The sequence below is a fragment of the Oryzomicrobium sp. genome, assembly GCF_021287045.1.
Lineage (GTDB): Bacteria > Pseudomonadota > Gammaproteobacteria > Burkholderiales > Rhodocyclaceae > Oryzomicrobium.
Genome location: NZ_JAJTBG010000007.1, coordinates 17,640 through 40,122, shown reverse-complemented (window position 1 = coordinate 40,122; position 22,483 = coordinate 17,640). Strand labels below are relative to the sequence as shown.

22 protein-coding genes and 2 tRNA genes are annotated in these 22,483 nt (G+C 65.7%); 4 read left to right on the top strand and 20 right to left on the bottom strand.

All coding sequences use genetic code 11. From position 1 onward, the window contains the following. Positions 1-91: 91 nt before the first annotated feature. From LWW89_RS09215 to mltB, 4 genes are read left to right on the top strand one after another with little or no spacing between them, the layout of a single operon-like run. Positions 92-1,036: an AAA family ATPase gene (locus LWW89_RS09215; RefSeq protein ID WP_293263867.1), complete on the top strand. Its 945-nt coding sequence runs from the start codon at positions 92-94 to the stop codon at positions 1,034-1,036. Further along, positions 1,033-2,130, top strand: coding sequence for a DUF58 domain-containing protein (locus tag LWW89_RS09210; RefSeq protein WP_293263687.1), 1,098 nt, complete (start codon positions 1,033-1,035; stop codon positions 2,128-2,130). Before LWW89_RS09215 ends, LWW89_RS09210 begins: the two co-directional genes overlap by 4 nt. Beyond that, on the top strand, positions 2,127-4,172 hold the full coding sequence (locus LWW89_RS09205; protein ID WP_293263686.1) for a DUF3488 and transglutaminase-like domain-containing protein: 2,046 nt from the start codon (positions 2,127-2,129) through the stop codon (positions 4,170-4,172). Before LWW89_RS09210 ends, LWW89_RS09205 begins: the two co-directional genes overlap by 4 nt. Next, positions 4,169-5,347: a lytic murein transglycosylase B gene (gene mltB, locus LWW89_RS09200; protein ID WP_293263685.1), complete on the top strand. Its 1,179-nt coding sequence runs from the start codon at positions 4,169-4,171 to the stop codon at positions 5,345-5,347. The genes LWW89_RS09205 and mltB overlap by 4 nt, the downstream gene beginning before the upstream one ends. Here mltB and rpoS read toward each other — a convergent pair. From rpoS to LWW89_RS09100, 20 genes are all read right to left on the bottom strand, one after another. Then, a complete protein-coding gene (gene rpoS, locus LWW89_RS09195) occupies positions 5,307-6,299 on the bottom strand; it encodes an RNA polymerase sigma factor RpoS (RefSeq protein ID WP_293263684.1) in 993 nt (330 codons plus the stop codon). The two genes, mltB and rpoS, sit on opposite strands and share 41 nt — an antisense overlap. Then, positions 6,296-7,255 (bottom strand): peptidoglycan DD-metalloendopeptidase family protein, encoded by a 960-nt coding sequence (locus LWW89_RS09190; protein WP_293263683.1) that lies wholly within the window; start codon positions 7,253-7,255, stop codon positions 6,296-6,298. Before LWW89_RS09190 ends, rpoS begins: the two co-directional genes overlap by 4 nt. Beyond that, positions 7,252-7,884 (bottom strand): protein-L-isoaspartate(D-aspartate) O-methyltransferase, encoded by a 633-nt coding sequence (locus tag LWW89_RS09185; RefSeq protein WP_293263682.1) that lies wholly within the window; start codon positions 7,882-7,884, stop codon positions 7,252-7,254. The genes LWW89_RS09190 and LWW89_RS09185 overlap by 4 nt, the downstream gene beginning before the upstream one ends. A 23-nt stretch (positions 7,885-7,907) precedes the next feature. Beyond that, on the bottom strand, positions 7,908-8,648 hold the full coding sequence (surE, locus tag LWW89_RS09180) for a 5'/3'-nucleotidase SurE (protein ID WP_293263681.1): 741 nt from the start codon (positions 8,646-8,648) through the stop codon (positions 7,908-7,910). A 172-nt stretch (positions 8,649-8,820) separates the two neighbouring features. After that, complete coding sequence (locus tag LWW89_RS09175) at positions 8,821-9,138, bottom strand: H-NS histone family protein (RefSeq protein WP_293263680.1); 318 nt, start codon at positions 9,136-9,138, stop codon at positions 8,821-8,823. Positions 9,139-9,516: 378 nt separating this feature from the next. Next, a tRNA-Pro gene (locus LWW89_RS09170) sits at positions 9,517-9,593 on the bottom strand. Positions 9,594-9,657: 64 nt separating this feature from the next. Then, positions 9,658-10,011: a MerR family transcriptional regulator gene (locus LWW89_RS09165; protein ID WP_293263679.1), complete on the bottom strand. Its 354-nt coding sequence runs from the start codon at positions 10,009-10,011 to the stop codon at positions 9,658-9,660. Continuing rightward, positions 9,995-10,300 (bottom strand): integration host factor subunit alpha, encoded by a 306-nt coding sequence (locus tag LWW89_RS09160; protein WP_054622072.1) that lies wholly within the window; start codon positions 10,298-10,300, stop codon positions 9,995-9,997. Before LWW89_RS09160 ends, LWW89_RS09165 begins: the two co-directional genes overlap by 17 nt. A gap of 12 nt (positions 10,301-10,312) precedes the next feature. Beyond that, positions 10,313-12,679 (bottom strand): phenylalanine--tRNA ligase subunit beta, encoded by a 2,367-nt coding sequence (pheT, locus tag LWW89_RS09155; protein WP_293263678.1) that lies wholly within the window; start codon positions 12,677-12,679, stop codon positions 10,313-10,315. A gap of 78 nt (positions 12,680-12,757) precedes the next feature. After that, entirely contained in the window at positions 12,758-13,801 is a 1,044-nt protein-coding gene (pheS, locus tag LWW89_RS09150; protein ID WP_293263677.1) for a phenylalanine--tRNA ligase subunit alpha, read from the bottom strand. A gap of 130 nt (positions 13,802-13,931) precedes the next feature. Further along, complete coding sequence (gene rplT / locus LWW89_RS09145; RefSeq protein WP_293263676.1) at positions 13,932-14,291, bottom strand: 50S ribosomal protein L20; 360 nt, start codon at positions 14,289-14,291, stop codon at positions 13,932-13,934. Positions 14,292-14,308: 17 nt separating this feature from the next. Then, the gene (gene rpmI / locus LWW89_RS09140; protein WP_054622068.1) at positions 14,309-14,506 is read right to left on the bottom strand and encodes a 50S ribosomal protein L35; all 198 of its coding nucleotides are present in this window, start codon (positions 14,504-14,506) and stop codon (positions 14,309-14,311) included. A gap of 117 nt (positions 14,507-14,623) precedes the next feature. After that, a complete protein-coding gene (gene infC, locus LWW89_RS09135) occupies positions 14,624-15,145 on the bottom strand; it encodes a translation initiation factor IF-3 (RefSeq protein WP_293263866.1) in 522 nt (173 codons plus the stop codon). A gap of 46 nt (positions 15,146-15,191) precedes the next feature. After that, entirely contained in the window at positions 15,192-17,111 is a 1,920-nt protein-coding gene (gene thrS, locus LWW89_RS09130) for a threonine--tRNA ligase (RefSeq protein WP_293263865.1), read from the bottom strand. Positions 17,112-17,286: 175 nt separating this feature from the next. Next, positions 17,287-17,363 (bottom strand) — tRNA-Val (locus tag LWW89_RS09125). Positions 17,364-17,430: 67 nt separating this feature from the next. Next, positions 17,431-18,237 (bottom strand): 3'-5' exonuclease, encoded by an 807-nt coding sequence (locus LWW89_RS09120; protein WP_293263675.1) that lies wholly within the window; start codon positions 18,235-18,237, stop codon positions 17,431-17,433. Positions 18,238-18,248: 11 nt separating this feature from the next. Further along, entirely contained in the window at positions 18,249-19,148 is a 900-nt protein-coding gene (gene cysM / locus LWW89_RS09115) for a cysteine synthase CysM (RefSeq protein WP_293263674.1), read from the bottom strand. Continuing rightward, a complete protein-coding gene (gene rfaD / locus LWW89_RS09110) occupies positions 19,141-20,136 on the bottom strand; it encodes an ADP-glyceromanno-heptose 6-epimerase (protein WP_293263673.1) in 996 nt (331 codons plus the stop codon). Before rfaD ends, cysM begins: the two co-directional genes overlap by 8 nt. A 9-nt stretch (positions 20,137-20,145) precedes the next feature. Further along, a complete protein-coding gene (gene rfaE1, locus LWW89_RS09105) occupies positions 20,146-21,090 on the bottom strand; it encodes a D-glycero-beta-D-manno-heptose-7-phosphate kinase (RefSeq protein ID WP_293263672.1) in 945 nt (314 codons plus the stop codon). A 30-nt stretch (positions 21,091-21,120) separates the two neighbouring features. Beyond that, the gene (locus LWW89_RS09100; RefSeq protein ID WP_293263671.1) at positions 21,121-22,446 is read right to left on the bottom strand and encodes a UDP-glucose/GDP-mannose dehydrogenase family protein; all 1,326 of its coding nucleotides are present in this window, start codon (positions 22,444-22,446) and stop codon (positions 21,121-21,123) included. Between the last annotated feature and the right edge of the window lie 37 nt (positions 22,447-22,483).

The following is a 22,483-nucleotide window of genomic DNA, read 5'->3' as shown; positions in this document are numbered from 1 at the left end:
ACCGTGCTGAAATGCCGCACTGGCCGGCCTTTTCCGCCCTTTGACCGCTCTGCCCGCCCCCACCGCCATGCTCCATTCCCCTTCGGCCATCATGGATTCCGCCCTGCCCGCTGCCCGCCACCACGCCATCGTCCGCATCCTCGCCGCCGCAGACGAGGTCATCCTGGGCAAGCCGGACGCCCTGCGCCTGGCGTTGGCCTGCCTGCTCGCCCGGGGACACCTGCTCATCGAGGACCTGCCCGGCGTCGGCAAGACCACCCTGGCCCACGCCCTGGCCCGGCTGCTCGGCCTGCACTTCTCCCGCCTCCAGTTCACCAGCGACCTCCTGCCGGCGGACATCCTGGGGGTGAGCCTCTACGAACGGGATGCCGAAGGCGCCCGCTTCCGCTTCGTGCCCGGCCCCGTGTTCGCCCAGGTGGTGCTGGCCGACGAGATCAACCGGGCCAGCCCCAAGACCCAGAGCGCCCTGCTCGAAGCCATGGAAGAAGGCCAGGTCACGGTGGACGGCGAAACCCGGCGGCTGCCCGAGCCCTTCTTCGTCATCGCCACCCAGAACCCCTCCCACCAGGTCGGTACCTTTCCCCTGCCCGAATCCCAGCTGGACCGCTTCCTGATGCGCCTGTCCCTGGGCTACCCGGACCCGGCGGCGGAAAAGGCGCTGCTCGCCGGCGGCAGCCGGCGCGACCGGGTCGATGCACTGGAATCCTTGCTCGCCCCGGGCGAACTGGCCGCCTTGCAACAGGCCGCCGGCCAGGTCCATGCCGCCGCCCCGGTGGTGGACTATGTTTATGCCCTGACCGCCGCCACCCGCCAGGACCAGCGCTTCCGCCACGGCCTGTCCCCCCGGGCCGCCCTGGGCCTGCTCGCTGCCGCCCGGGCCCACGCCTTCATCGACGGACGCGACCATGTGTTACCCGAAGACGTCCAGGCCGTGTTTCCTGCCGTGGCCGGCCACCGCCTCCACCACCGGGGTAGCGAGAGCGGCTTGTCGGCCACCGATGCCCGCAGCCTGATCGAGGCGGTGCCCCTGCCGTGACCCGGCCCCTGCCGGCACGAAGCGGCTTCCTGCGCCGCTGGCGGGACCGCGCCCTGGAGCGCTGGCTGTACGGCCGCGCCCCCGACACGGTGCCGCTGACTCTTGGCCAGCGGCGTATCTACATCCTGCCCAGCGGCGCCGGACTGGGGTTCGCCGCCACCCTGGCCACCATGCTGCTGGCGGCGGTCAACTACGACCTGGGCCTGGGCTACGCCGTGGTCTTCCTGCTGGCCGGTGTCGGCACCCTGGGCATGGGCCTCACCTACCGCAACCTGGCGGGGCTGACCCTGACCGCCGGCCCCACCGAAAACGGCATGGCCGGCACCACCCTCGGCGTCGTGCTGCGTGCCAGCCAGCGCCGCAGCGAACCCCGCCCCGGCCTGGGCTTCGGCTTCGGCTTCGCCCCGACAGATGGTGACGGCCCCACCGCCTGGCTCGACCTGGCCGCCGGCAGCGAGGCGGAAGTAGTCCTGCCCCTGGCTGCCCCGAAGCGCGGCCCCCTGCCCATCCCGCCGATCCGGGTGGAAAGCCGCTACCCCCTGGGGCTGTTCACCGCTTGGTCGATCTGGCGCCCCACCGTGTCCGCCCTGGTCTATCCGGCCCCGGCGGACCCGGCTCCGCCCTTGCCGCCCCAAGCGGCCGGCAGCGGCGCTCGGTCTACCCGGCGCACCCAGGCCGGCAACGAGGATTTCGCCGGGCTGCGCCCGCGCACCCCCGCCGATCCGTTGCGCCACGTGGCCTGGAAGTTGGTGGCCCGCCAGGGTGACGGCGAGCGGCGCCGGAGCGAACTGCCCCTCAAACAGTTCGAAAGCGACGCTGCCGGAGAGCTGTGGCTGCGCTGGGAGGACGTGCCGCCGCCCGCCACCGGCCTGGCGCCGGAACAGGCCCTGGAAAAGCGCCTGGCCGTGCTCTGCGCCTGGGTGCTCGCCGCCGACGCCCTAGACGCCCCCTACGGGCTGCGCCTGCCCGGTACTGCCCTGCCTCCGTCCCGGGGCGAAGCCCACCGGGAAGCCTGCCTGGCCCGGCTCGCCCTGTTCGGCTTTGCCGACGACGGCGTGCCGGCGACGATGCCCGCTCCGGAAATGGCCCCATGAGCGCCCCATCCGCCGCCGGCCGCCAGCGTACCGAACTGGCCTGGCTACTCGGGGTCGCGGCCCTGGTGTCCGCCCCTCTGCTTCCGGCCCTGCCGCCCTGGGCCGGCATCGCGGTGGCCGTCCTGCTGGGCGGGCGCGCCCTGCTGCTGCGCCGCGACGCCGCCCCGCTGCCGCCCTGGCTGGTGCTGGCCGGCGCCCTGGCGGTGCTGGCAGCCGTCGGGCTGGAATTCCGCACCCTGTTCGGCCGCGGGCCCGGTGTCGCCCTGCTGGCCTTTCTGCTGGCCCTCAAGTTCTATGAATTCCGCCCGCCGCCGAACCCCCGCCCCTACCCGGGCCGGGACGCCTGGGTGGTCATTCTGCTGGCCTGCTTTCTTTTGCTGGCCCAGTTCTTCGAATCCCAATCCCTCGTCACCGGCGCCTGGGCCTTCGCCTGCTGCACCGCCATCGTCGTCACCCTGATCCGCCTGCACAGCGGCGGCCAGGCCCCGGCGCCCCGGGCCCTGGTCGGCCGGGGGCTGGCCCTCGCCCTGCTCGCCCTGCCGTTCATGACCGCCCTCTACCTGCTCTTCCCGCGCATCGACGGCCCCTTGTGGGGGCTGCCCCGGGACGCCTTCAGTGGCCGTAGCGGGCTGTCCGACACCATGGCGCCGGGGTCCATCGCCAAGCTGATCCAATCCGGCGAGATCGCCTTCCGGGTACGCTTCGACGGCCCGACCCCGGCCAAATCCCTACTCTACTTCCGCGGCCCGGTCCTGGAGGCCTTCGACGGGCGCACCTGGAGCGCCCTGCCTCCGCCGCGCCGCGCCACGGCGGCCATCGCCGCCGTCCCCGGCCAACCCGACTACGCCTACACCCTGACCCTGGAACCCCACGGCAACCGCTGGCTGCTGGCCCTGGACCACCCCACCGCCTGGCAGGGCGACGCCCGGCTGGCTGCCACCGGCGAGCTGCAAAGCGACGCGCCGGTAGTCAAGCGCCTGCGCTACGAGGCCCGTGCCCAACCCGCCGCCCGGCTGGCGGCGGATGAAATGCCGGCCATGCTGGAACGAGCCCTGCGCCTACCACTGGCCATCGGGGAGCACGGCAATCCCAGGGCCCGGGCCCTGGGTGCCGCCCTGAGCCAGGAAACTGCCCGGCTGCCAACTGCCGAACGCCCCTACCGGATCGCCGCCCTGCTACTCGAGCGCTTTCGCAATGACGGCTTCACCTATTCCCTGACCCCGCCCCTGCTCGGCGCCAACCCGGTGGACGAGTTCCTGTTCGGCACCAGGCGCGGCTTCTGCGAACACTTCGCCTCGGCCTTTGTGGTGGTGATGCGCGCTGCCGGCGTGCCGGCCCGGGTGGTGACGGGTTACCAGGGCGGGGAGCGAAATCCTCTGGATGATTTCTGGGTAGTCCGCCAGTCGGACGCCCACGCCTGGGCCGAGGTCTGGGCCCCAGGCGACGGCTGGGTGCGCATGGACCCCACTGCCGCCGTATCGCCGGCCCGGGTCGAGTCGGGGCTGGCCGATGCCACACCACTGGGCGAGCCCCTGCCCCCGCTGATGCGCGTCGACTGGCCCTTGCTGCGCCAGTTACGCTACCGCTGGGAGGCCGCCCAGAACGGCTGGAACCAGTGGGTGCTCGGGTACAATTCCCAACGCCAGCAGGACCTGCTCGAGCGCCTGGGCTGGCCCGACGCCGACTGGCGCCGGCTGCTGCCCCTGCTCACCGCCGCCTGCGGCGCCCTGCTGGCCCTGGCCGGACTGGCGGCCGCCTGGCCCGGACGCCGCGCCGCGCCAGCCGACGTCCCTGGACGCCTGTGGCAGTCGCTCTGCCGCCGGCTCGCCCGCCGCGGCGTGGCCCGGGCACCCCACGAGGGCCCGGCCGACTTCGCCCGCCGCGTCGCCGTACAATTTCCCGCCTGGGGGCCGCTGGTGGACGAGGCCGCCGCCTGCTACATCCAGCTGCGCTACCGCCCGCCCGAGGGCGCCGATCAGCGCCGCCCCCTCGCCCGGCTGCGGGCCCTGGCCCGCGCCGCCCTGTTCCGGAGACCCCGTTGAAGACACATTCCCGCCGCCACGCCCTGCCCGCCCTCTGCTTTGCCCTGGGGCTGGGAGGCCTGTCGGTCTTTGCCGCCCCCCCCGTTGCCGCCCAGGAAGGGGTGGCCGCTGCCATCGCCGCAACTCGGCCCTTTCTCGGCGATCCCGACGTGGAGAGCTTTATCGACGAAATGGCAGCCAAGTACGGCATGGATGCGGCCACCCTGCACCGGGACTTTGCCCTGACCGCCCCGAACAAGACGGTGCTGAAGGCCATCGCGCCGCCGACCCGGGTGGAGCAGCGCTCCTGGGTCCGCTACCGGGAACGTTTCGTAAACGCCCGCCGCGTCGGCGCCGGGCTGACCTTCATGGCCGAACACGCCCGGGAGCTGGAGGCGGCCGAAGAGCGCTACGGCGTACCCCGGGAAATCATCGCCGCGATCATCGGCGTGGAAACCGAATACGGGGTGAACCCGGGGCGCTTCAAGGTGTTCGAGGCCCTGGCCACCCTGGCCTTCCGCTACCCGCCCCGGGCCGCCTATTTCCGCGGCGAACTGGAGCAGTTCCTGCTGTTTACCCGGGAGAACGGCATGGACGATCTAGCCGTGAAGGGTTCCTACGCCGGCGCCATCGGCATTCCCCAGTTCATGCCGAGCAGCCTGCGCCGCTATGCGGTGGATTTCGACGGCAACGGCCAGATCGATCTGCGCGGCAGCAGCAAGGACGCGGTCGGCAGCGTCGCCGCCTTCCTGGAAGCCCACGGCTGGCGGCGCGGCGCGGCGATCGCACTGCCCGTCCAGGTCGATGCCGGCCAGGCCCAGTCCCTGGTGGACGAGGGCATCCGCCCCCAACGCAGCCTGAGCGAACTGGCCGGGCGGGGCGTGGCGGTGCCGGCGAGCCTGTTGCGCCCCGGCCAGGAAGAGGTGGATAACAAGGCGGCCCTGGTGGATCTGGTATCGCCGGAAGCGCCCACCGAATACTGGCTGGGCTTCGACAACTTCTATGTGATCACCCGCTACAACCGCTCGAGCTTCTACTCCATGTCGGTGTTCCAACTCGCGGAAGCGCTGCGCACCGGCGCGGTGGACGGTGTGCCAGTGGCGCCCCGGCCCATCGGTGCGCCGGCGGCGGCCAGGACCAAGCCGGCCGCTGCGGCTAAATCAGGCTCTCGCGGGAAACGCCGCGCCGGCGGATGATCCGGCGCAACTGGCCCAGGGCCTCGACCTGAATCTGCCTGACCCGCTCCCGGGTCAGGCATAGGTCGGCAGCGATGGATTCGAGGGTGGCCACTTCCAGCCCGTTGAGGCCGTAGCGGCGTTCGATCACCTGGCGCTGCCGGTCGGAAAGCTCGGTCACCCAGTGGTTGACCAGGCCCGACAATTCGGAGGACTGCAACAGCCCGACCGGGTCGGCACTGCTCTCGTCGGCGATGGCGTCGGCCACCGTGTGGTTGGGGTCCACGTCCAGGGGTGCATCCAGGGATGCGGTGTGCTCGTTGAGCGCCAGCAGACGCCGCACGTCATCCACCGGCTTGTCCACCAGGGCGGCGATTTCCTCCACCCCATATTCCTGGGCGTGGTTCGCCTCGAGCTGCCGGATCGCCCGCAGCACGCCGTTGATTTCCTTGACCACATGCACCGGCAGACGGATGGTGCGGGACTGGTTCATGATCGCCCGCTCGATGTTCTGGCGAATCCACCACGTTGCGTAGGTGGAAAAGCGAAAGCCCCGGTCGGGCTCGAACTTGTCCAGGGCGTGCATCAGCCCCAAGTTGCCCTCTTCGACCAGGTCCAGGAGGGGAATGCCGCGGTTGAGGTAGTGCTTGGCGATGTTCACCACCAGCCGCAGGTTGTGCTCGATCATCTTCTGCCGCGCCTGGAAATCCCCGTCCCGGGCGCAACGGGCCGTGGCCGCCTCCTCGTCCGGGGTCAGAAGCGGCTTGGCGCCGATGTCGTTGAGGTAAATCTGGGTGACGTCGTTGAGGAGTTCGACCTCGGGCGCCGCCGTCTCGCCATTCGGCTCGGGGGCGGAGTCCCCGTTCAGGTCGCTCCCCTCCCCGTCAGCCGCCCCTTCCGGTTCGGCAGTATCTTCGGAGAAATCCTCCTCGGCATCATCGGCGAACTCGGAATGGCGGCTGTTCATGGTCATCGTGGCGGCAAATGTTTCAGAGGATCCACCGGCTTACCCTGACGCCGCACCTCGAAATGGAGCTTCGTGGTATCGGTATCCGTGTTGCCGATCTCGGCAATCTTCTGCCCCTTCACGACGTTCTGCCCTTCTTTCACCAGAACGTTGCTGTTATGAGCATAAGCGGTCAGGTAGGTGGCGTTGTGCTTGATGATGACGAGCTTGCCGTAACCGCGCAGTCCTACACCGGCATAAACCACCTTGCCTTCGGCCGCGGCCAGCACCGGGTCGCCGGTCTTGCCGGCGATATCGATACCCTTGCTGCTGTCCGAGAATCCCGACAGGGTTTTTCCCGATGCAGGCCAGCCCCAGGCCGGCTCGTCTCCCTCTTTGGAGTCGCGGGATTCCGGCTTGGTTTCCGCCTTCGGTTCAATTTTTTGCTCAGGCTTGGCCGCCACCGTCCCGGCCGCCGCCCCTGCCGCTGTTCCAGCCTGGGCCGCCGCCAGGGCCTGATCGGTATAGGGTTCCTTGCCGGCGCGAGGCTCTCGCTTGATGCCGTCGCTGGAAACCGGTGCCGCAACCGGCGCAGCGGGCACTGCGGCGCTGCCGTCCAGGGAGCGTTTCTCAATGGCCGCCCCCGGACCGATGGGCTTGGCCACGGCCACGCCGGAATCGCCTGGCGCCTTCACGCACAGCACCTGGCCAACCAGAATGCGGTTGGGGTTGTCGATCCGGTTCCAGACGATCACGTCCTTGTAATCGGCACCGTGTTCCAGGGCGATGCTGTAGAGGGTGTCGCCCTTCTTGACCGTATAGTTTTCGGGGCAACCGGGCACACCGGTGGCCGCAACAGGCGTACCCGCCCCCCGCGCGGAGGGCTGGGCGCGGTCCACCACCGGGGCGGGATGCTGGGTGGCACAACCGGCGGCCAACAGGCCAATACCGAGAACGGGGAAAACAAATCGACGAAAAATCATTCTGTTCCGGGAAGTAGCGGGACGAATCGGACCGCGTCCAGTTTGGTCTCAACAAACCCCTGGGGGGTGCGCTCCACGAGATGCAGCGTCTGCTCGATGCTTCCGATCGGCAGCACCATTCTGCCACCCGGCGCCAGCTGCTGCAAAAGCGCCTGGGGCATGGCGGGGGCCGAGGCCGCCAGGATGATGGTGTCGAACGGGGCCGCCTCGGGCAGTCCCAACTGGCCGTCGGCGTGCTTGAGGCGCACGTTGAAGAGCTTGAGGGTGCGCAGGTTGGCCTTGGCCTTTTCCAGCAGCGGCGCGATCCGCTCCACGGCGTAGACCTCGCTGGTCAGGCGCCCCAGCACCGCTGCCTGGTAGCCGCAGCCGGCCCCCACTTCCAGGGTCTTTCCCAGGCCGCTCCGGCCGCTGCGCAGGAGCTCGATCATGCGGGCGACGATGAACGGCTGGGAGATGGTCTGGGAAAAGCCCAGCGGCAGCGCCGTGTCCTCGTAGGCCCGTGATGCCAGGGCCTCTTCGACGAACAGGTGGCGGGGAATGTCGCCCATGACCGCCAGCACCGCCTCGTCGCGGATGCCCTGCTCGCGCAGGCGCTCGATCATGCGCACGCGGGTGCGTGCGGAGGTCATGCCAAGTCCGAGAGTGGGTCGGTTCATGTCAGCCAGTCGCGAATCAGGGGAAGTTGCCCGGTATGGGTGAGATCGAGCTGCAACGGGGTCACGGAAACATGGCCGGCGGCCACTGCGTGGAAATCGGTGCCTTCGCCGGCGTCCTGGGCCGACCCGGCGGCGCCGACCCAGTAGACGGTCTCGCCCCGGGGGGTCTTGGCCCGCACTACGGGTTCCGCCTTGTGGCGCTTGCCCAGGCGGGTGATGCGCACCTCGCCGAGCTGGTCGGGCGGCAGATCCGGCACGTTGACATTGAGCAGAACCGGCTCTTTCAGGGGGTTTTCCGCATATTGCCGGACCAAACGCCGGGCGACCTGGGCCGCAGTTTCAAAATGCTTGTCGCTACGGCTGACCAGGGAAACCGCTATCGCGGGAATCCCTAGTAGATAACCTTCGGTTGCCGCGGCCACGGTTCCGGAATAAACCGTGTCATCGCCCATATTGGCGCCATGGTTAATTCCTGAAACGATCATGTCCGGCAATTCATCGAGCATTCCGGTTACAGCCAGATGAACGCAATCGGTGGGCGTGCCATTGACATAATAAAACCCGTTGGCGGCACGCCGTAAAGATAGGGGACGATCCAGGGTAAGGGAGTTGCTCGCCCCGCTGCGATCGCGTTCCGGGGCTACCACGGTAATGTCGGCTATATCCGCCAAGGCCTTGGCCAGAGCCTCGATACCGGGGGCGAAATAACCGTCGTCGTTACTCAGCAAAATGCGCATGAAAGTCGTGAAGCCAAGGGAAGCGAAGCGCGCATTATCGCCTGAGCGCCCTGTTCTGTGCACGGCCCGTGCAACCCGTTTCACCACGGGGTAATCCAGCAGGACCGGCAAAGAAAAAGGGCGGATCCAAAGATCCGCCCTTTCAGCCTTCGGAGAGACTGGTTCTGGCCGCTCAGACGGCCAGTTCTTCGAGCTTGCGCCCTTGGCCCAGCCAGGCTTCGACCCACTGGGGCTTACGGCCACGGCCGGTCCAGGTCAGAGCGGTGTTCTCGGGATGACGGTATTTGATCGCCACCGGCTTGCTGACGCGCACCTTGGCTTCCTTGGCGCCGCCGATCAACTGATCGATGGAAAAGCCGCGGGCTTCAGCCAGGGCCTTCACCTCGTCCAACACTTTCTTCTTTTCCTGCTCTTCGCGCTTACCGATCTCGGCGGGGATTTGCTTTTGCAGTTGCTTGAGTTCGGCCAGGGACAGGGTGGAAATATCCATGTGTTTCTCCTGATTATGATTTTGGGTGGAAGGTTTCAACCGCGATAATACTTGAGCCAGAAAATGGCTTGCAACAATTATAAGCAGGAATTTTTCGGATCAGGCATGTGAATAACCCGTAGCCGATGAACGGCAAGTAATAAATCCTGCATCGAGATGGTGCATATCTAGGCCGCTGGACCGCCGCTATTCAACATTAGTGAATTTCGTGGGGGATTCTCCGGAATCAGTCCCCTGACGCCGGCCTGATTAAAGAGCGGCAACGCCCAGATAAAAGCCAGAAAAAAGAAGGGCTGATTTCTGCCGGACCCACCAGGTTAGCCGGAACTAAAAATGAAAAAAGCCCGGTGATTGCTCACCGGGCTTTTCCGTTTTCTTTGGTCGGGGCGGCGGGATTCGAACTCGCGACCCCTTGCACCCCATGCAAGTGCGCTACCAGGCTGCGCTACGCCCCGACACAGAGCGCATTATATCAAAAATCCGGCGTTGTGCATCTTTTTCTTCGTTATCGCCGATTTCTTAAACTTGCAGCAGTTCGAGAACCACGCCCAACTCCTGCCGCAAGGCGGCCGGAGACAGGCCGGACGCGGGCTCGTCACCCTCTTCCAGACGGTGGCGTGCACCGCTGATGGTGAAACCTTGGTTGTAGAGCAGCTCGCGGATGCGGCGCACCAGCAGTACTTCGTGGTGCTGATAGTAGCGCCGGTTGCCCCGCCGCTTGACCGGCTTGAGCTGGGTGAATTCCTGCTCCCAGTAGCGCAGCACGTGAGGCTTCACCCCACACAACTCGCTGACTTCGCCGATGGTGAAATAGCGCTTGGCCGGGATCGGCGGCAGGTCGTCCTGGCTCACGGACTTAGGATTCGTTTCCATCGTAGGACTGCTCCACTTCGCCCTTCAGTTTCTGGCTGGCATGGAAGGTCACCACGCGCCGTGCCGAAATGGGGATTTCTTCGCCGGTCTTGGGGTTGCGCCCGGGACGCTGGGGTTTGTCGCGCAGCTGGAAGTTGCCGAAACCGGACAACTTGACCCCTTCGCCGCGCTCCAGGGCGTCGCGGATTTCCTCGAAGAAAGCCTCGACCATGTCCTTGGCTTCGCGTTTGTTGAGGCCGACCTTTTCGAACAGAAGGTCGGCGAGTTCTGCTTTTGTGAGCGTCGACATGAACTTCCCTGATTAGGCGCGGAGTTTTGCCCCGACCTCGCGTTCCAGCGCAGCAAGCAACTGGGCGAATGCGGCATCCACCTCCGCATCCTGCAAAGTTTTTTGAGTATCTTGCATAACTATACGGAATGCAAGGCTTTTTTCCCCTTCGCCGACCCCTTTCCCGGTGTACACGTCGAACAGCTGGACGTCCTGGACGATGGCCGGACGGCCCTGGTTCAAGGCCGCCATCACCTGGGCAAATGGTGTATCGATCGACAGCACCACCGCCAGGTCGCGCACCACTGCCTGGTACTTGGAAACCTCGGCGAACTGGGGCAGACGGGCTGCGGTGAGCGGATCGAGATCCAGTTCGAACACCACGGGCGCCAGCGGCAAATCGTACTTTTGCGCCCATTCCGGGTGAAGTTCGCCCAGAACGCCGATTTCCCGATCGTTGATCAGGACGCGGGCAGAGCGGCCGGGGTGCAGGGCGGGATGGACGGCCTTTTCGAAACGGACGGACAACGGCTGGAGCAGGAATTCCAGGTCGGCCTTGACGTCGTAGAAATCCACCTGACGCGCCGGAGCTCCCCACTGCTCGGCCAAGGCGCCACCGTAGGCCAGACCGGCCAGCTTCCAGGGCTGGCGGAAGCCGGTCGGTTCGCCGGCATCGCGCCAGAAGCAGCGGCCGGTTTCGAACAGGCGCACCCTACTCTGCTTGCGCTTGAGGTTGGTGGCGAGATTCTCTACCAGCCCGGCGATCAGGGTGGTGCGCATCACCGCCAGCTGGCTGGCGATGGGGTTGGCGAGGCGGATCGGCGTGGTGTTGGCGGCGAAATCAGCCTCCCAACTTTCTTCGACGAAGGCGAAGTTCACCACTTCCTGGTAACCGCGGCTGGCCAGGAGATGCCTGACCGTCGCCACCGGGCGGCGGTCTTCGGTGACGGAAAGCATGGCCAAGCTGCCCTGAGGCGCCGGCGAGGGAATGTTGTCGTAGCCGTGCAGGCGCGCCACTTCCTCGATCAGATCTTCCTCGATCTCGATGTCAAAACGGTAGGACGGGGGCGTGACGACGAAATCACCGCCCTCTTCGAGGACCTCAAGACCCATATTGGCCAAGTGACGGGCGACGTCCGCCGGGGCCAGATCGATGCCCAGCACCTTGGCCACCCGGGTCGGGCGCAAGCGCACCGGGGCGCGCCGGGGCAGTTCGGCGCACGCCTCTTCCACTGGCCCGGCCTGGCCGCCGCACAGTTCGAGCACCAGTTGGGTCGCCCGCTCGATGGCCCGGGGCGCCAAGTTGAAATCCACGCCCCGCTCGAAGCGGTGGGAGGCATCCGACGAGAAGCCGTAGCGGCGCGCCCGGCCGGCGATGGCCGCTGGCGCGAAGAAGGCCGATTCCAGGAACAGGTCGGTGGTTTCCAGGGTGATGCCGGACTCTTCGCCGCCCATGATGCCGGCCACGGCCAGGGCCTTGGCGTCGTCGGCGATAACCAGCACGTCGTCGGCCAGGGTCAGGGTCTGACCGTTGAGGATTTCCAGCTGCTCACCTGCCTTGGCCATGCGTGCACGGACCGTGCCGGCAAGCTTGGCATCGTCGAAAGCATGCAGGGGCTGACCCAGTTCGAGCATGACGTAGTTGGTGATGTCCACCAGGACCGAGATGGAGCGGATGCCGCTGCGTTCCAGGCGGCGCACCATCCAGGCCGGCGTCGGCGCCTTGGCGTTCACGCCGCGGATGATCCGCCCGCAGTAGCGCGGACAAGCCGACGGGGCGTCCAGCGCTACCGCACGACGGTCGACGATGGTCGCCGGCACCGAAGCCACTTCCGGCAGGCGCGCCGGAGTGGTGGTCAGGGCCGCCACTTCCCGGGCGATGCCGCTCAGGGACAGGCAGTCGGCCCGGTTGGGGGTGAGCTTGAGGGTAAAGCACTGGTCGTCCAGATCCAGATACTGGCGGATAGCCGTCCCTACCGGAGCGTCGTCGGGCAGCACCAGCAAGCCGGAGGACTCTTCGGCGATGCCCAGTTCCTTGGCCGAACAGAGCATGCCGGAGGATTCGATGCCGCGCACCTTGGCTACCTTGATGGTGAAGTCGCCGGGCAGCACGGCGCCGGGCAGGGCGCAGGGCACCTTGAGGCCAACGGCCACGTTGGGCGCGCCGCAGACGATCTGCTGGACGGTGCCGCCGATGTCCACCTGGCAGACGTTGAGACGGTCGGCATCTGGGTGCTTGACCACTTCCTTGACCTGGGCCACCACCACCTGGGTGAACGGCGGCGCCACCGGATCGAGTTCTTCGACCTCGAGACCGGCCATGGTCAGCAGATGGGACAGGGCGGCGGTGTCGAGCGCCGGGTTGACGAGGCTGCGCAGCCAGGATTCGGAGAATTTCATACGACCTCGGGATATTCGGGAGTGGCGCGATGGGCGATCGAGCGTGAAACGGTCAGCGAGTCGGGGTCAAAACCGGAATCAGACGAACTGCTTGAGGAAGCGCAGGTCGCCGTCGAAGAACAGGCGCAGGTCGTTGACGCCGTAACGCAGCATGGTCAGGCGGTCCGGGCCCATGCCGAAGGCGAAGCCGGTATAGGCCTCGGGGTCGATACCGGCGTGGCGCAGCACGTTGGGGTGGACCATGCCGCAGCCGGCGATCTCCAACCAACGGCCCTTCAGGGCACCGCTCATGAAGGCCACGTCGATCTCGGCGGAAGGCTCGGTGAACGGGAAGAAGGAGGGACGGAAGCGCACCTGCAGGTCGTCGCTCTCGAAGAAGCGGCGCAGGAAGTCGGCGATCACGCCCTTCAGGTCGGCGAAGGAAACGTTCTGCCCCACCCACAGGCCTTCGACCTGGTGGAACATGGGAGAGTGGGTGGCGTCGGAATCGACCCGGTAGACCCGGCCCGGGGCAATGATGCGAATCTCGGGCATCACCGGCAGGTGGGCGTACTTGGCCACGTGGGCCTGCATGTAGCGAGCCTGGATCGGGCTGGTGTGGGTGCGCAGCAGCACGTTTTCTTCCACCTTGCCGGCGTCGTCGAGCAGGTAGAAGGTGTCGTGCATCGACCGGGCCGGGTGGTCTTCCGGCGTGTTGAGCGCGGTGAAGTTGAAGAAATCGGTCTCAATTTCCGGGCCGTCGGCCACGGCGAAACCGATCGAGCGGAACAGGGCCTCGATGCGGTCCAGGGTGCGGGAGACCGGATGCAGGCCACCTCGGGTCTCGCCCCGGCCGGGCAGGGTCACATCCAGGGCCTCTTCGGCCAGGCGGGCTTCCAGAACGGCGCGCTTGAGGGCGTCGCGGCGGGCGGTCAGGGCCTCTTCCACGGCGGTCTTGGCGCGGTTGATGGCGGCGCCGGCTTCCTTGCGGGCGTCGGGATCGAGCTTGCCCAGGCCCTTCATCAGTTCGGTGATCTGGCCGCTCTTACCCAGGAAGCGGGCCTTGGCCTGTTCCAGGGCATCCCCGGTTTCGGCGCCGGCGAAGGCGAGGCGCGCTTCTTCAATGATTCTTTCGAGTTCCATGGCGGGTTCCAGCTAGACAGAACGGTGAGGCTGTTGAGACTTGTCGGGGCTCAGGGCCGGCGGGGCGGCAGGACGGACGACAGCAGAAAAAAAAGGAGGCTTACGCCTCCTTTTCGGGTTCCCTTGCGGGTCAGGCAGCGAGGCTCGCCTTGGCCTGGTTGGCCAGTTGGGCAAACGCCGCCTTGTCGAAGACTGCCAGATCAGCGAGAACCTTGCGGTCCACTTCGATCTGCGCCTTCTTCAGGCCGTTCATGAAGGTGCTGTACTTCAGGCCGACTTCACGGGCAGCCGCGTTGATACGGGCGATCCACAGAGCACGGAACTGACGCTTGCGCTGACGACGGTCGCGGTAGGCGTACTGACCGGCCTTCATCACCGCTTGCTTGGCAACGCGGTATACGTTCTTGCGGCGACCGCGATAACCCTTGGCTTGGGCCAGGACCTTCTTGTGACGGGCGCGGGCCGTCACACCACGTTTGACTCGGGGCATCTTTCGTTCTCCTTAGCTTAGGCGTAGGGCATCATCGACCGCACCTGGGCCGTATCGGAATCGTGCACCTGGCACATCCCGCGCAGCTGGCGCTTGGACTTGGTGGTCTTCTTGGTCAGGATGTGGCGCTTGAACGCCTGGGAACGCTTGATACTCCCGCTCGAGCGGACCTTGAAGCGCTTCTTGGCGCCGCTCTTCGTCTTCATCTTGGGCATGTTAATGCTCCATTATTTGATGCCTGCCAGGCGGCCCCCGACGGGAGCGCTTTCTAGCCTATCAGGCACTTGTAGGCCCCAATGCTCCGGGGCCGATCCTGCATGGTCGAGAAGGGCTTATTTCTTCTTGACCGGCGCCAGCATCATCACCATCTGGCGCCCTTCCATCTTGGGCATCTGCTCGACCTGGGCATACTCGTCCACGTCGGCCTTGAACCGCTCCAGCTGGCGCATACCGATTTCCTGGTGGGCCATTTCGCGCCCCCGGAAACGCAGCGTCACTTTGACCTTGTCCCCTTCCTGCAGGAACCGGACCATGTTGCGCAGCTTGATCTGGTAGTCGTTCTCGTCGGTGCCGGGACGGATCTTGATTTCCTTCACCTGCACCTGCTTCTGCTTCAGCTTGGCCTCGTGCGCCTTCTTCGCCTCCTGGTACTTGAACTTGCCGTAATCCATGATCCGGCACACGGGTGGCTTCGCCAGGGGGGCGATTTCCACCAGTTCAAGACCAGCCTCATCGGCCATCTGCATTGCGTTGCGGGTAGTGACAACCCCCAGTTGCTCCCCATCTTCGCCGATCAACCGGATTTCCGGGACATTGATCTCATGGCCGATGCGGTGACTCTTGTTGAGTGCTATGGCTCTCGCTCCGAAAGTCTTCCCCCGCTTTCTGCGGGGGCAAAAACTAAGCCGTGCCCTTTCGCGACGCGATCTCCTCCCGGAGTCGCTCCACCAGAACGTTCAAGGGCAACTGCCCGAGGTCCTGGCCGCCGCGAATTCGCACGGCCACCATGCGTTCCGCCTTTTCCTTGTCGCCCACGATGAGCTGATAGGGTTGGCGGTGATTCACGCTATGCTCGCGAATTTTATAGGTAATTTTCTCATTCCGCAAATCCGCCTCTGCCCGGACGCCCGCCTGGCGCAGGGTTTTGACCACTTCCTCGGCGTAATCGGCCTGTTTTTCGGAAATGTTCAACACCACCGACTGGATCGGCGCCAACCACAGGGGCAGCGCACCTGAGTAGTTTTCCACCAGGATGCCGATGAAGCGCTCCAGGGACCCCAGGATGGCGCGGTGCAGCATGACGGGCACTTTGCGGGTATTGTCCGCCGCCACGTATTCCGCACCCAGGCGGCCCGGCATGGAGAAATCCACCTGCATAGTGCCGCACTGCCAGGAACGGCCGATGGCGTCCTTGATGTGGAACTCGATCTTGGGGCCGTAGAAGGCGCCCTCGCCAGGCAGCTCTTCCCACTCCAGCCCGGAGACCTTCAGGCCGGCGCGCAGGGCCTCTTCGGCCTTGTCCCAGATTTCGTCGGAACCCACCCGGCCGTCCGGGCGCAGGGCCAGCTTGACCGCCACGTGATGGAAGCCGAAGTCGGCGTACACCTTCTTCACCAGAGCGTTGAAGGCGGTCACCTCAGACTCGATCTGGTCCTCGGTGCAGAAGATGTGGCCATCGTCCTGGACGAAGCCGCGCACCCGCATCAGGCCATGCAGGGCGCCAGAAGCCTCGTTGCGGTGGCAGGAGCCAAACTCGCCGTAACGTAGGGGCAGATCCCGGTAGGAGCGCAGGTCGGAGTTGAACACCTGGATGTGCCCCGGGCAGTTCATCGGCTTGATGGCGTAGTCGCGCTTCTCCGACTCGGTGGTGAACATGTTGTTCTTGTAGTGCTCCCAGTGACCGGACTTTTCCCACAGGGTGCGGTCGAGAATTTGCGGGCAGCGGATTTCCTGGTAGCCGTTGTCCCGGTACACGTTGCGCATGTACTGCTCGATTTCCTGCCAGATGGCCCAGCCCTTGGGGTGCCAGAACACCATGCCCGGCGCCTCTTCCTGCATGTGGAACAGGTCGAGCTGTTTGCCCAGGCGGCGGTGGTCGCGCTTTTCCGCCTCTTCGAGCATGTGCAGGTAGGCGTCCTGCTCATCCTTCTTGGCCCAGGCGGTGCCGTAGATGCGCTGCAGCATCTCGTTCTTGGCATCGCCGCGCCAGTAGGCGCCGGCCACCTTCATCAGCTTGAAGACTTTGAGCTTGCCGGTGGAGGGCACGTGGGGGCCGCGGCACAGGTCGACGAAATCGCCTTCCCGGTACAGGGACACTTCCTGGTCAGCAGGGATGGCCTCGATCAGTTCGGCCTTGTACTTTTCGCCCTGGCCGAGGAAGAACTTGACCGCCTCGTCCCGGGACCAGACTTCGCGGGACACGGGAATGTCGCGCTTGGCCAGTTCGGCCATCTTCTTCTCGATGGCTTCCAGATCTTCCGGGGTAAAGGGACGGGTATAGGCGAAGTCGTAGTAAAAGCCGTTGTCGATGACCGGACCGATGGTCACCTGGGCCTCGGGGAACAGCTCCTTGACCGCGTAGGCGAGCAGGTGGGCGGTGGAGTGGCGGATGACCTCCAGGCCGTCCGCATCCTTGTCGGTGACGATGGCCAGGCTGGCATCGCGGTCGATGACGAAGGAGGTATCCACCAGCTTGCCGTCGACCTTGCCGGCCAGTGCCGCACGGGCCAGCCCGGCACCAATGGAGGCGGCCACCTCGGCCACGCTCACGGGTTTATCGAAGCTCCGCACGGAGCCGTCGGGCAACTGCACGTTCACCACGGCGCTGGACATCTTTTCCGACCTCACTCAAAAAATCGGCAAAAAAAAAGTGCGGTCTAAGCCGCACTTTTTTATTTTCACAAACCTGCTACCAGGTTTCAGGCGAACTCGACCATTAACGAAACGTTTTGGCCTGGGTAGTTCGGAAGAACATTTTCTTTCGCCTGAAGAATTCTGGTAGGCGCGATTGGATTCGAACCAACGACCCCCACCATGTCAAGGTGGTGCTCTAACCAACTGAGCTACGCGCCTAAAGAGGTGCGCATTATATCTAACTTTTAGGCTTGCGCAAGCCGGATTTCGATTTTTCTCGTTTTTTTCACTTTTCCGCCGGCCAGGCCGCGAGGAATTCACGCCAGTGGGGCTTGTTCAGAGCCTCCAGCTGGGTACGCACGAAAGCCACCTCCTCGTCCCTGGTCTGGCGCGAAATCTCGCCGCGCAGCAGGCGGAACTGGGTGAACACCAGGTAGGTGTTCACCACGTCGGTTTCGCAGTAGTCGCGGATTTCGCCAATCTTGCCGTCCTTCCAGGCATCCCACACCTTGCCGCCGTCCATGCCCAGCTTGCCGGGAAAGCCCATCAGTTTGGCCAATTCGTCCAGTGGCGCGTTGGCCCGGGGCTGGTAGAGGGCCAGCAGGTCCATCAGGTCCAGATGCCGGGTGTGGTAGCGGCTGATGTAGTTGTTCCACTTGAAGTCCCGGGAATCGGCGTAGTCGCCGTCGCCCAGGTCCCAGTAGCGCGGCGCCGACACGCCATGCACCATGCCTCGGTAGTGCAGCACCGGCAGATCGAAGCCGCCGCCGTTCCAGGAAACGATCTGGGGTGTGAACTTCTCGATGCCGTCGTAGAAGCGCTGAATGATCTCGCCCTCGCCCTGCTCCGGCTCGGACAGGGACCACACGCGGAACTCGTTACCCAGGCGCAGCACGCAGGAGATCGTCGCCACCCGCTGCAGGTGCAGGGGCAGGAAATCGTTGCCGTGGCTGGCCCGCCGCTTGGCGAAGGCAAGCTCGGCCACCTCGTCGTCGGACAGGTCGTTCGACAGGTCGTGGAGCCGGCGGTAGCCGGCCACGTCGGGAATGGTCTCGATGTCGAAAACCAGCACCGGCGGAACGGAAGACTTCACGAACCCTTACCTCAGGCCGGAAAAACGCCGGTGGACAGGTAGCGGTCGCCCCGGTCGCAGACGACGGTAACGATGGTGGCGTTGTCCACCTCCCTGGCGATGCGCAGGGCCACGGCCATGGCGCCGCCGGAGGAGATGCCGGCGAAGATGCCCTCTTCCCGCGCCAGGCGCCGGGTCATGTCCTCGGCCTCGGCCTGGGAGACGGGCTCGACCCGGTCCACCCGGGCCCGGTCGTAGATGCTGGGCAGGTAAGCTTCCGGCCACTTGCGGATGCCGGGGATCTGGGAACCCTCGGACGGCTCGCAGCCAACGATCTGGATCGTCGGGTTCTGGGCCTTGAGGAAGCGCGAAGTACCCATGATCGTGCCGGTGGTGCCCATGCTGGATACGAAGTGGGTCACCTGACCGTTGGTGTCGCGCCAGATTTCAGGGCCAGTCCCCTGGAAGTGGGCCTCTGGATTGTCCGGGTTGCTGAACTGGTCGAGCATCACGCCCTTGCCTTCGGCCACCATCTTCTCGGCCACGTCCCGGGCCAACTCCATGCCGCCATCCTTGGGGGTGAGCACCAACTCGGCCCCGTAGGCGCGCATGGTCTGGCGCCGCTCCAGGCTCTGGTTCTCCGGCATGATCAGGATCATGCGATAACCGCGGATGGCGGCGGCCATGGCCAGGGCGATGCCGGTGTTGCCGGAGGTGGCCTCGATCAGGGTGTCGCCCGGCTTGATGGCGCCCCGGGTCTCAGCCCGGGCAATCATCGACAGGGCCGGCCGGTCCTTCACCGAGCCGGCTGGATTGTTGCCTTCCAGTTTGGCCAGGATGACGTTGCCGCGGGCCTCGATCTCGGCGCCCGGCAGGCGCTGCAGGCGCACCAGGGGGGTGTTGCCGACAAAATCCTCTAGGGTCTTATACACGACTGCTCAACCATTTCACGTAGTTGGCCACGCCTTCCTCGACGGTGGCGAAGGGAGCATCGTACCCCGCCTCGCGCAGGCGGGTCAGATCGGCCTGGGTAAAGGCCTGGTATTTGCCCTTCAGTTGCTCCGGGAAGGGTACGTATTCGATCTTGCCGGCGGCGCGGAGTTCGTCCAGGGCCATGGCCGGCTGGCTCTCCTGAGCCCGAGCGCCGTTGATCGAGGCCACCGCCACATCGTTGAACGACTGGGCGCGGCCGGAGCCGAGGTTGAAGATACCGGACACGTTCGGATGGTCGAGGAACCACAGGTTCACCTTGGCCACGTCGCCGACGTAGACGAAGTCGCGCTGCTGCTCGCCCGGACCATAGCCGTGGGAGCCCTCGAACAGCTTGACCTTCTGATCGGCTCGGTACTGGTGGAAGTGATGGAAGGCCACCGAGGCCATGCGCCCCTTGTGGTCCTCCCGGGGACCGTAAACGTTGAAGTAGCGGAAGCCGACGATCTGGGCGCCGGCATCGGGCAGGCGGCGGCGCACCACCTGGTCGAACAGGAACTTGGAGTAGCCGTAGACGTTGAGCGGCGCCTCGTACTGGCGCTCCTCGCGGAACACGCTGCTGCCGCCATAGGTGGCGGCGCTGGAAGCGTAGAGGAACTGGACGTCCTGATCCTGGCACCAGTCGAGCAGGATGGTGGAGTAACGGTAGTTGTTCTCCATCATGTAGCGCCCGTCGGTCTCCATGGTGTCGGAGCAGGCCCCCTCGTGGAAGACGGCCTCCACGTCGCCGTCGAAGTCGCCGGCCTGGAGGCGTTCGATGAACTCGTGCTTGTCCAGGTAATCGGCGATCTCGCAATCCACCAGATTCTTGAACTTGTCGGCCTTGGTCAGGTTGTCCACGGCCAGGATGTTGGTGACGCCCCGCTCGTTGAGCGCCTTGACGATGTTGGCGCCGACAAAACCAGCGGCACCGGTGACGATGGTGTACATGAACGCTCCTTACGCCGCCCCGCGCAGGGCGGCATCCAATTCTTCGCGGGTGACGGTGGCCGTACCCAGCTTGCCGACGACGATGCCGCCGGCCAGGTTGGCGGCGCGCACCGCCTCCGCCCAGCCGGCGCCGCTGGCCAGCATGGCGGCCAGGGTGGCGATCACCGTGTCACCGGCACCGGAAACATCGAAGACTTCCCGGGCCACCGCCGGCTGGCGCACCACACCGTCGGCACCGAACAGGGACATGCCTTCCTCGCTACGGGTCACCAGCAGGGCCTCCAGATTCAACTCCTGGCGCAGGGCCTGGGCCTTTTCGACCAACTGGGTTTCGTCCTTCCAGCTGCCGGTCACCTGGCGAAACTCGGCCCGGTTGGGGGTCAGCACGGTGGCCCCGGCGTACTTGGAATAATCGTCGCCCTTCGGATCCACCAGCACCTTCTTGCCGGCCTGGCGGGCTAGTTGGATCATCTCGGCGATGTGGGTCAGGCCGCCCTTGCCGTAGTCGGACAGGATCACCGCGTCCACACCGGACAGGCGCTGGGCGAAATCCGCCAACTTGGCGCGCAGCACTTCGTGGGACGGCGTGGTTTCGAAGTCGATGCGCAGCAGTTGCTGCTGCCGGCCGATGACCCTCAGCTTGACCGTGGTGTCGATGGCCGGATCGGCGTGTAGGCTAGCAGCCACGCTCTCTTCGGCCATCAGGGCGCCGAGGCGGCGCCCCGCCTCATCGTCACCCACCACCGACAACAGGCTGACCTGGGCGCCCAGGGCGGCGGCGTTGCGCGCCACGTTGGCCGCCCCGCCCGGGCGTTCTTCGCTGCGCTCCACCTTGACCACCGGCACCGGCGCCTCGGGAGAAATGCGCGACACATCGCCGAACCAGTAGCGATCCAGCATCACGTCACCCACCACCAGCAGGCGGGTGGCGGAGAAATCAGGAAGTCCTTGCATCAAACGACTCGCTAAAAGTTAGCGTCCCGCTCAGAGGCGGCCGATGGGAAAGTATTCGATGCCGCAGCTGCGCGGGAAGGCCGGGTCGTAGAGGTTGCGGCCGTCGAACACCACCGGCGCCTTGAGACGGGCCTTCAGGGTGTCGAAATCGGGGCTGCGGAATTCCTTCCACTCGGTGACGATGGCCAGGGCGTCGGCGCCTTCGAGAGCCGCATTGGCGCTGTCGACCAGGGCAACGCGTGCATCGTCGCCGAAAATGCGCTTGGCCTCGTGGGTCGCCACCGGGTCGTAGGCGCTCACGGTGGCGCCAGCCGCCAGCAGATCAGCGATCAGCTCCCGGGACGGCGCTTCGCGCATGTCGTCGGTGTTGGGTTTGAAGGCCAGCCCCCACAGGGCGAAATGCTTGCCGCGCAGGTCGTCGCCGAAACGCGCCTTGATCTTGCGGGTGAGCACGTGCTTCTGGGCTTCATTGGCCTCCTCGACCGCGTTCAGCACCTTCAGGTCGATGCCGGCCGCATCCTTGGCGGTCTTGAGCAACGCCTTCACGTCCTTGGGGAAGCAGGAGCCGCCGTAGCCGCAGCCCGGGTAGAGGAAGTGGTACCCGATGCGCGGATCGGAACCGATGCCCTGGCGCACCATCTCGATGTCGGCGCCCAGCTTCTCGGCCAGATTGGCCAGTTCGTTCATGAAGCTGATGCGGGTGGCCAGCATGGCGTTGGCGGCGTACTTGGTCAGTTCGGCGCTCTTCACGTCCATCACCAGGAGACGCTCCCGGTTGCGCTGGAAGGGCGCGTAGAGGGCGCGCATCAGGTTGATGGCGCGCTCGTCGTCGGCACCGACGACGATGCGGTCCGGACGCATGAAGTCCTCCACCGCCGCCCCTTCCTTGAGGAACTCGGGGTTGGAGACCACGCTGTAGGGCACTTCGACGCCACGCTTCTCCAGCTCGCCGGCCACGGCGGCGCGCACCTTGTCGGCGGTGCCCACGGGCACGGTGGACTTGTCGACGATGACCTTGTAGTCGGTCATGCGCTGACCGATGCTGCGAGCGGCGGCGGTGACGTACTGGAGATCGGCGGAGCCGTCTTCGTCCGGAGGGGTGCCCACGGCGATGAACTGGACGGTGCCGAACTGCACCGCCTTGTCCACGTCGGTGGTGAAGTGCAGGCGGCCGGCGGCCACGTTGCGCTTGACCATGTCGAGCAGGCCCGGCTCGTAGATGGGGATGCCGCCTTCGTTGAGGATGCGGATCTTCTCCGGATCCACATCCAGGCAGAGCACGTCGTTACCCACTTCGGCCAGGCAGGTCCCGGTCACCAGGCCCACATAGCCGGTACCGACAACAGTCACTTTCATCGCATTCACCTTATCTTTTGAAAATTCTTCGCCGAGA

Bases quoted from the DNA above. Each gene is read 5' to 3' on its own strand.
- LWW89_RS09215 (WP_293263867.1), top strand. From the start codon at position 92: ATGGATTCCGCCCTGCCCGCTGCCCGCCACCACGCCATCGTCCGCATC.
- LWW89_RS09205 (WP_293263686.1), top strand. From the start codon at position 2,127: ATGAGCGCCCCATCCGCCGCCGGCCGCCAGCGTACCGAACTGGCCTGG.
- rpoS (WP_293263684.1), bottom strand. From the start codon at position 6,299: ATGACCATGAACAGCCGCCATTCCGAGTTCGCCGATGATGCCGAGGAG.
- LWW89_RS09190 (WP_293263683.1), bottom strand. From the start codon at position 7,255: ATGATTTTTCGTCGATTTGTTTTCCCCGTTCTCGGTATTGGCCTGTTG.
- LWW89_RS09185 (WP_293263682.1), bottom strand. From the start codon at position 7,884: ATGACCTCCGCACGCACCCGCGTGCGCATGATCGAGCGCCTGCGCGAG.
- surE (WP_293263681.1), bottom strand. From the start codon at position 8,648: ATGCGCATTTTGCTGAGTAACGACGACGGTTATTTCGCCCCCGGTATC.
- LWW89_RS09175 (WP_293263680.1), bottom strand. From the start codon at position 9,138: ATGGATATTTCCACCCTGTCCCTGGCCGAACTCAAGCAACTGCAAAAG.
- LWW89_RS09165 (WP_293263679.1), bottom strand. From the start codon at position 10,011: ATGGAAACGAATCCTAAGTCCGTGAGCCAGGACGACCTGCCGCCGATC.
- LWW89_RS09160 (WP_054622072.1), bottom strand. From the start codon at position 10,300: ATGTCGACGCTCACAAAAGCAGAACTCGCCGACCTTCTGTTCGAAAAG.
- pheT (WP_293263678.1), bottom strand. From the start codon at position 12,679: ATGAAATTCTCCGAATCCTGGCTGCGCAGCCTCGTCAACCCGGCGCTC.
- pheS (WP_293263677.1), bottom strand. From the start codon at position 13,801: ATGGAACTCGAAAGAATCATTGAAGAAGCGCGCCTCGCCTTCGCCGGC.
- rplT (WP_293263676.1), bottom strand. From the start codon at position 14,291: ATGCCCCGAGTCAAACGTGGTGTGACGGCCCGCGCCCGTCACAAGAAG.
- rpmI (WP_054622068.1), bottom strand. From the start codon at position 14,506: ATGCCCAAGATGAAGACGAAGAGCGGCGCCAAGAAGCGCTTCAAGGTC.
- rfaD (WP_293263673.1), bottom strand. From the start codon at position 20,136: ATGTACACCATCGTCACCGGTGCCGCTGGTTTTGTCGGCGCCAACATC.
- rfaE1 (WP_293263672.1), bottom strand. From the start codon at position 21,090: ATGCAAGGACTTCCTGATTTCTCCGCCACCCGCCTGCTGGTGGTGGGT.
- LWW89_RS09100 (WP_293263671.1), bottom strand. From the start codon at position 22,446: ATGAAAGTGACTGTTGTCGGTACCGGCTATGTGGGCCTGGTGACCGGG.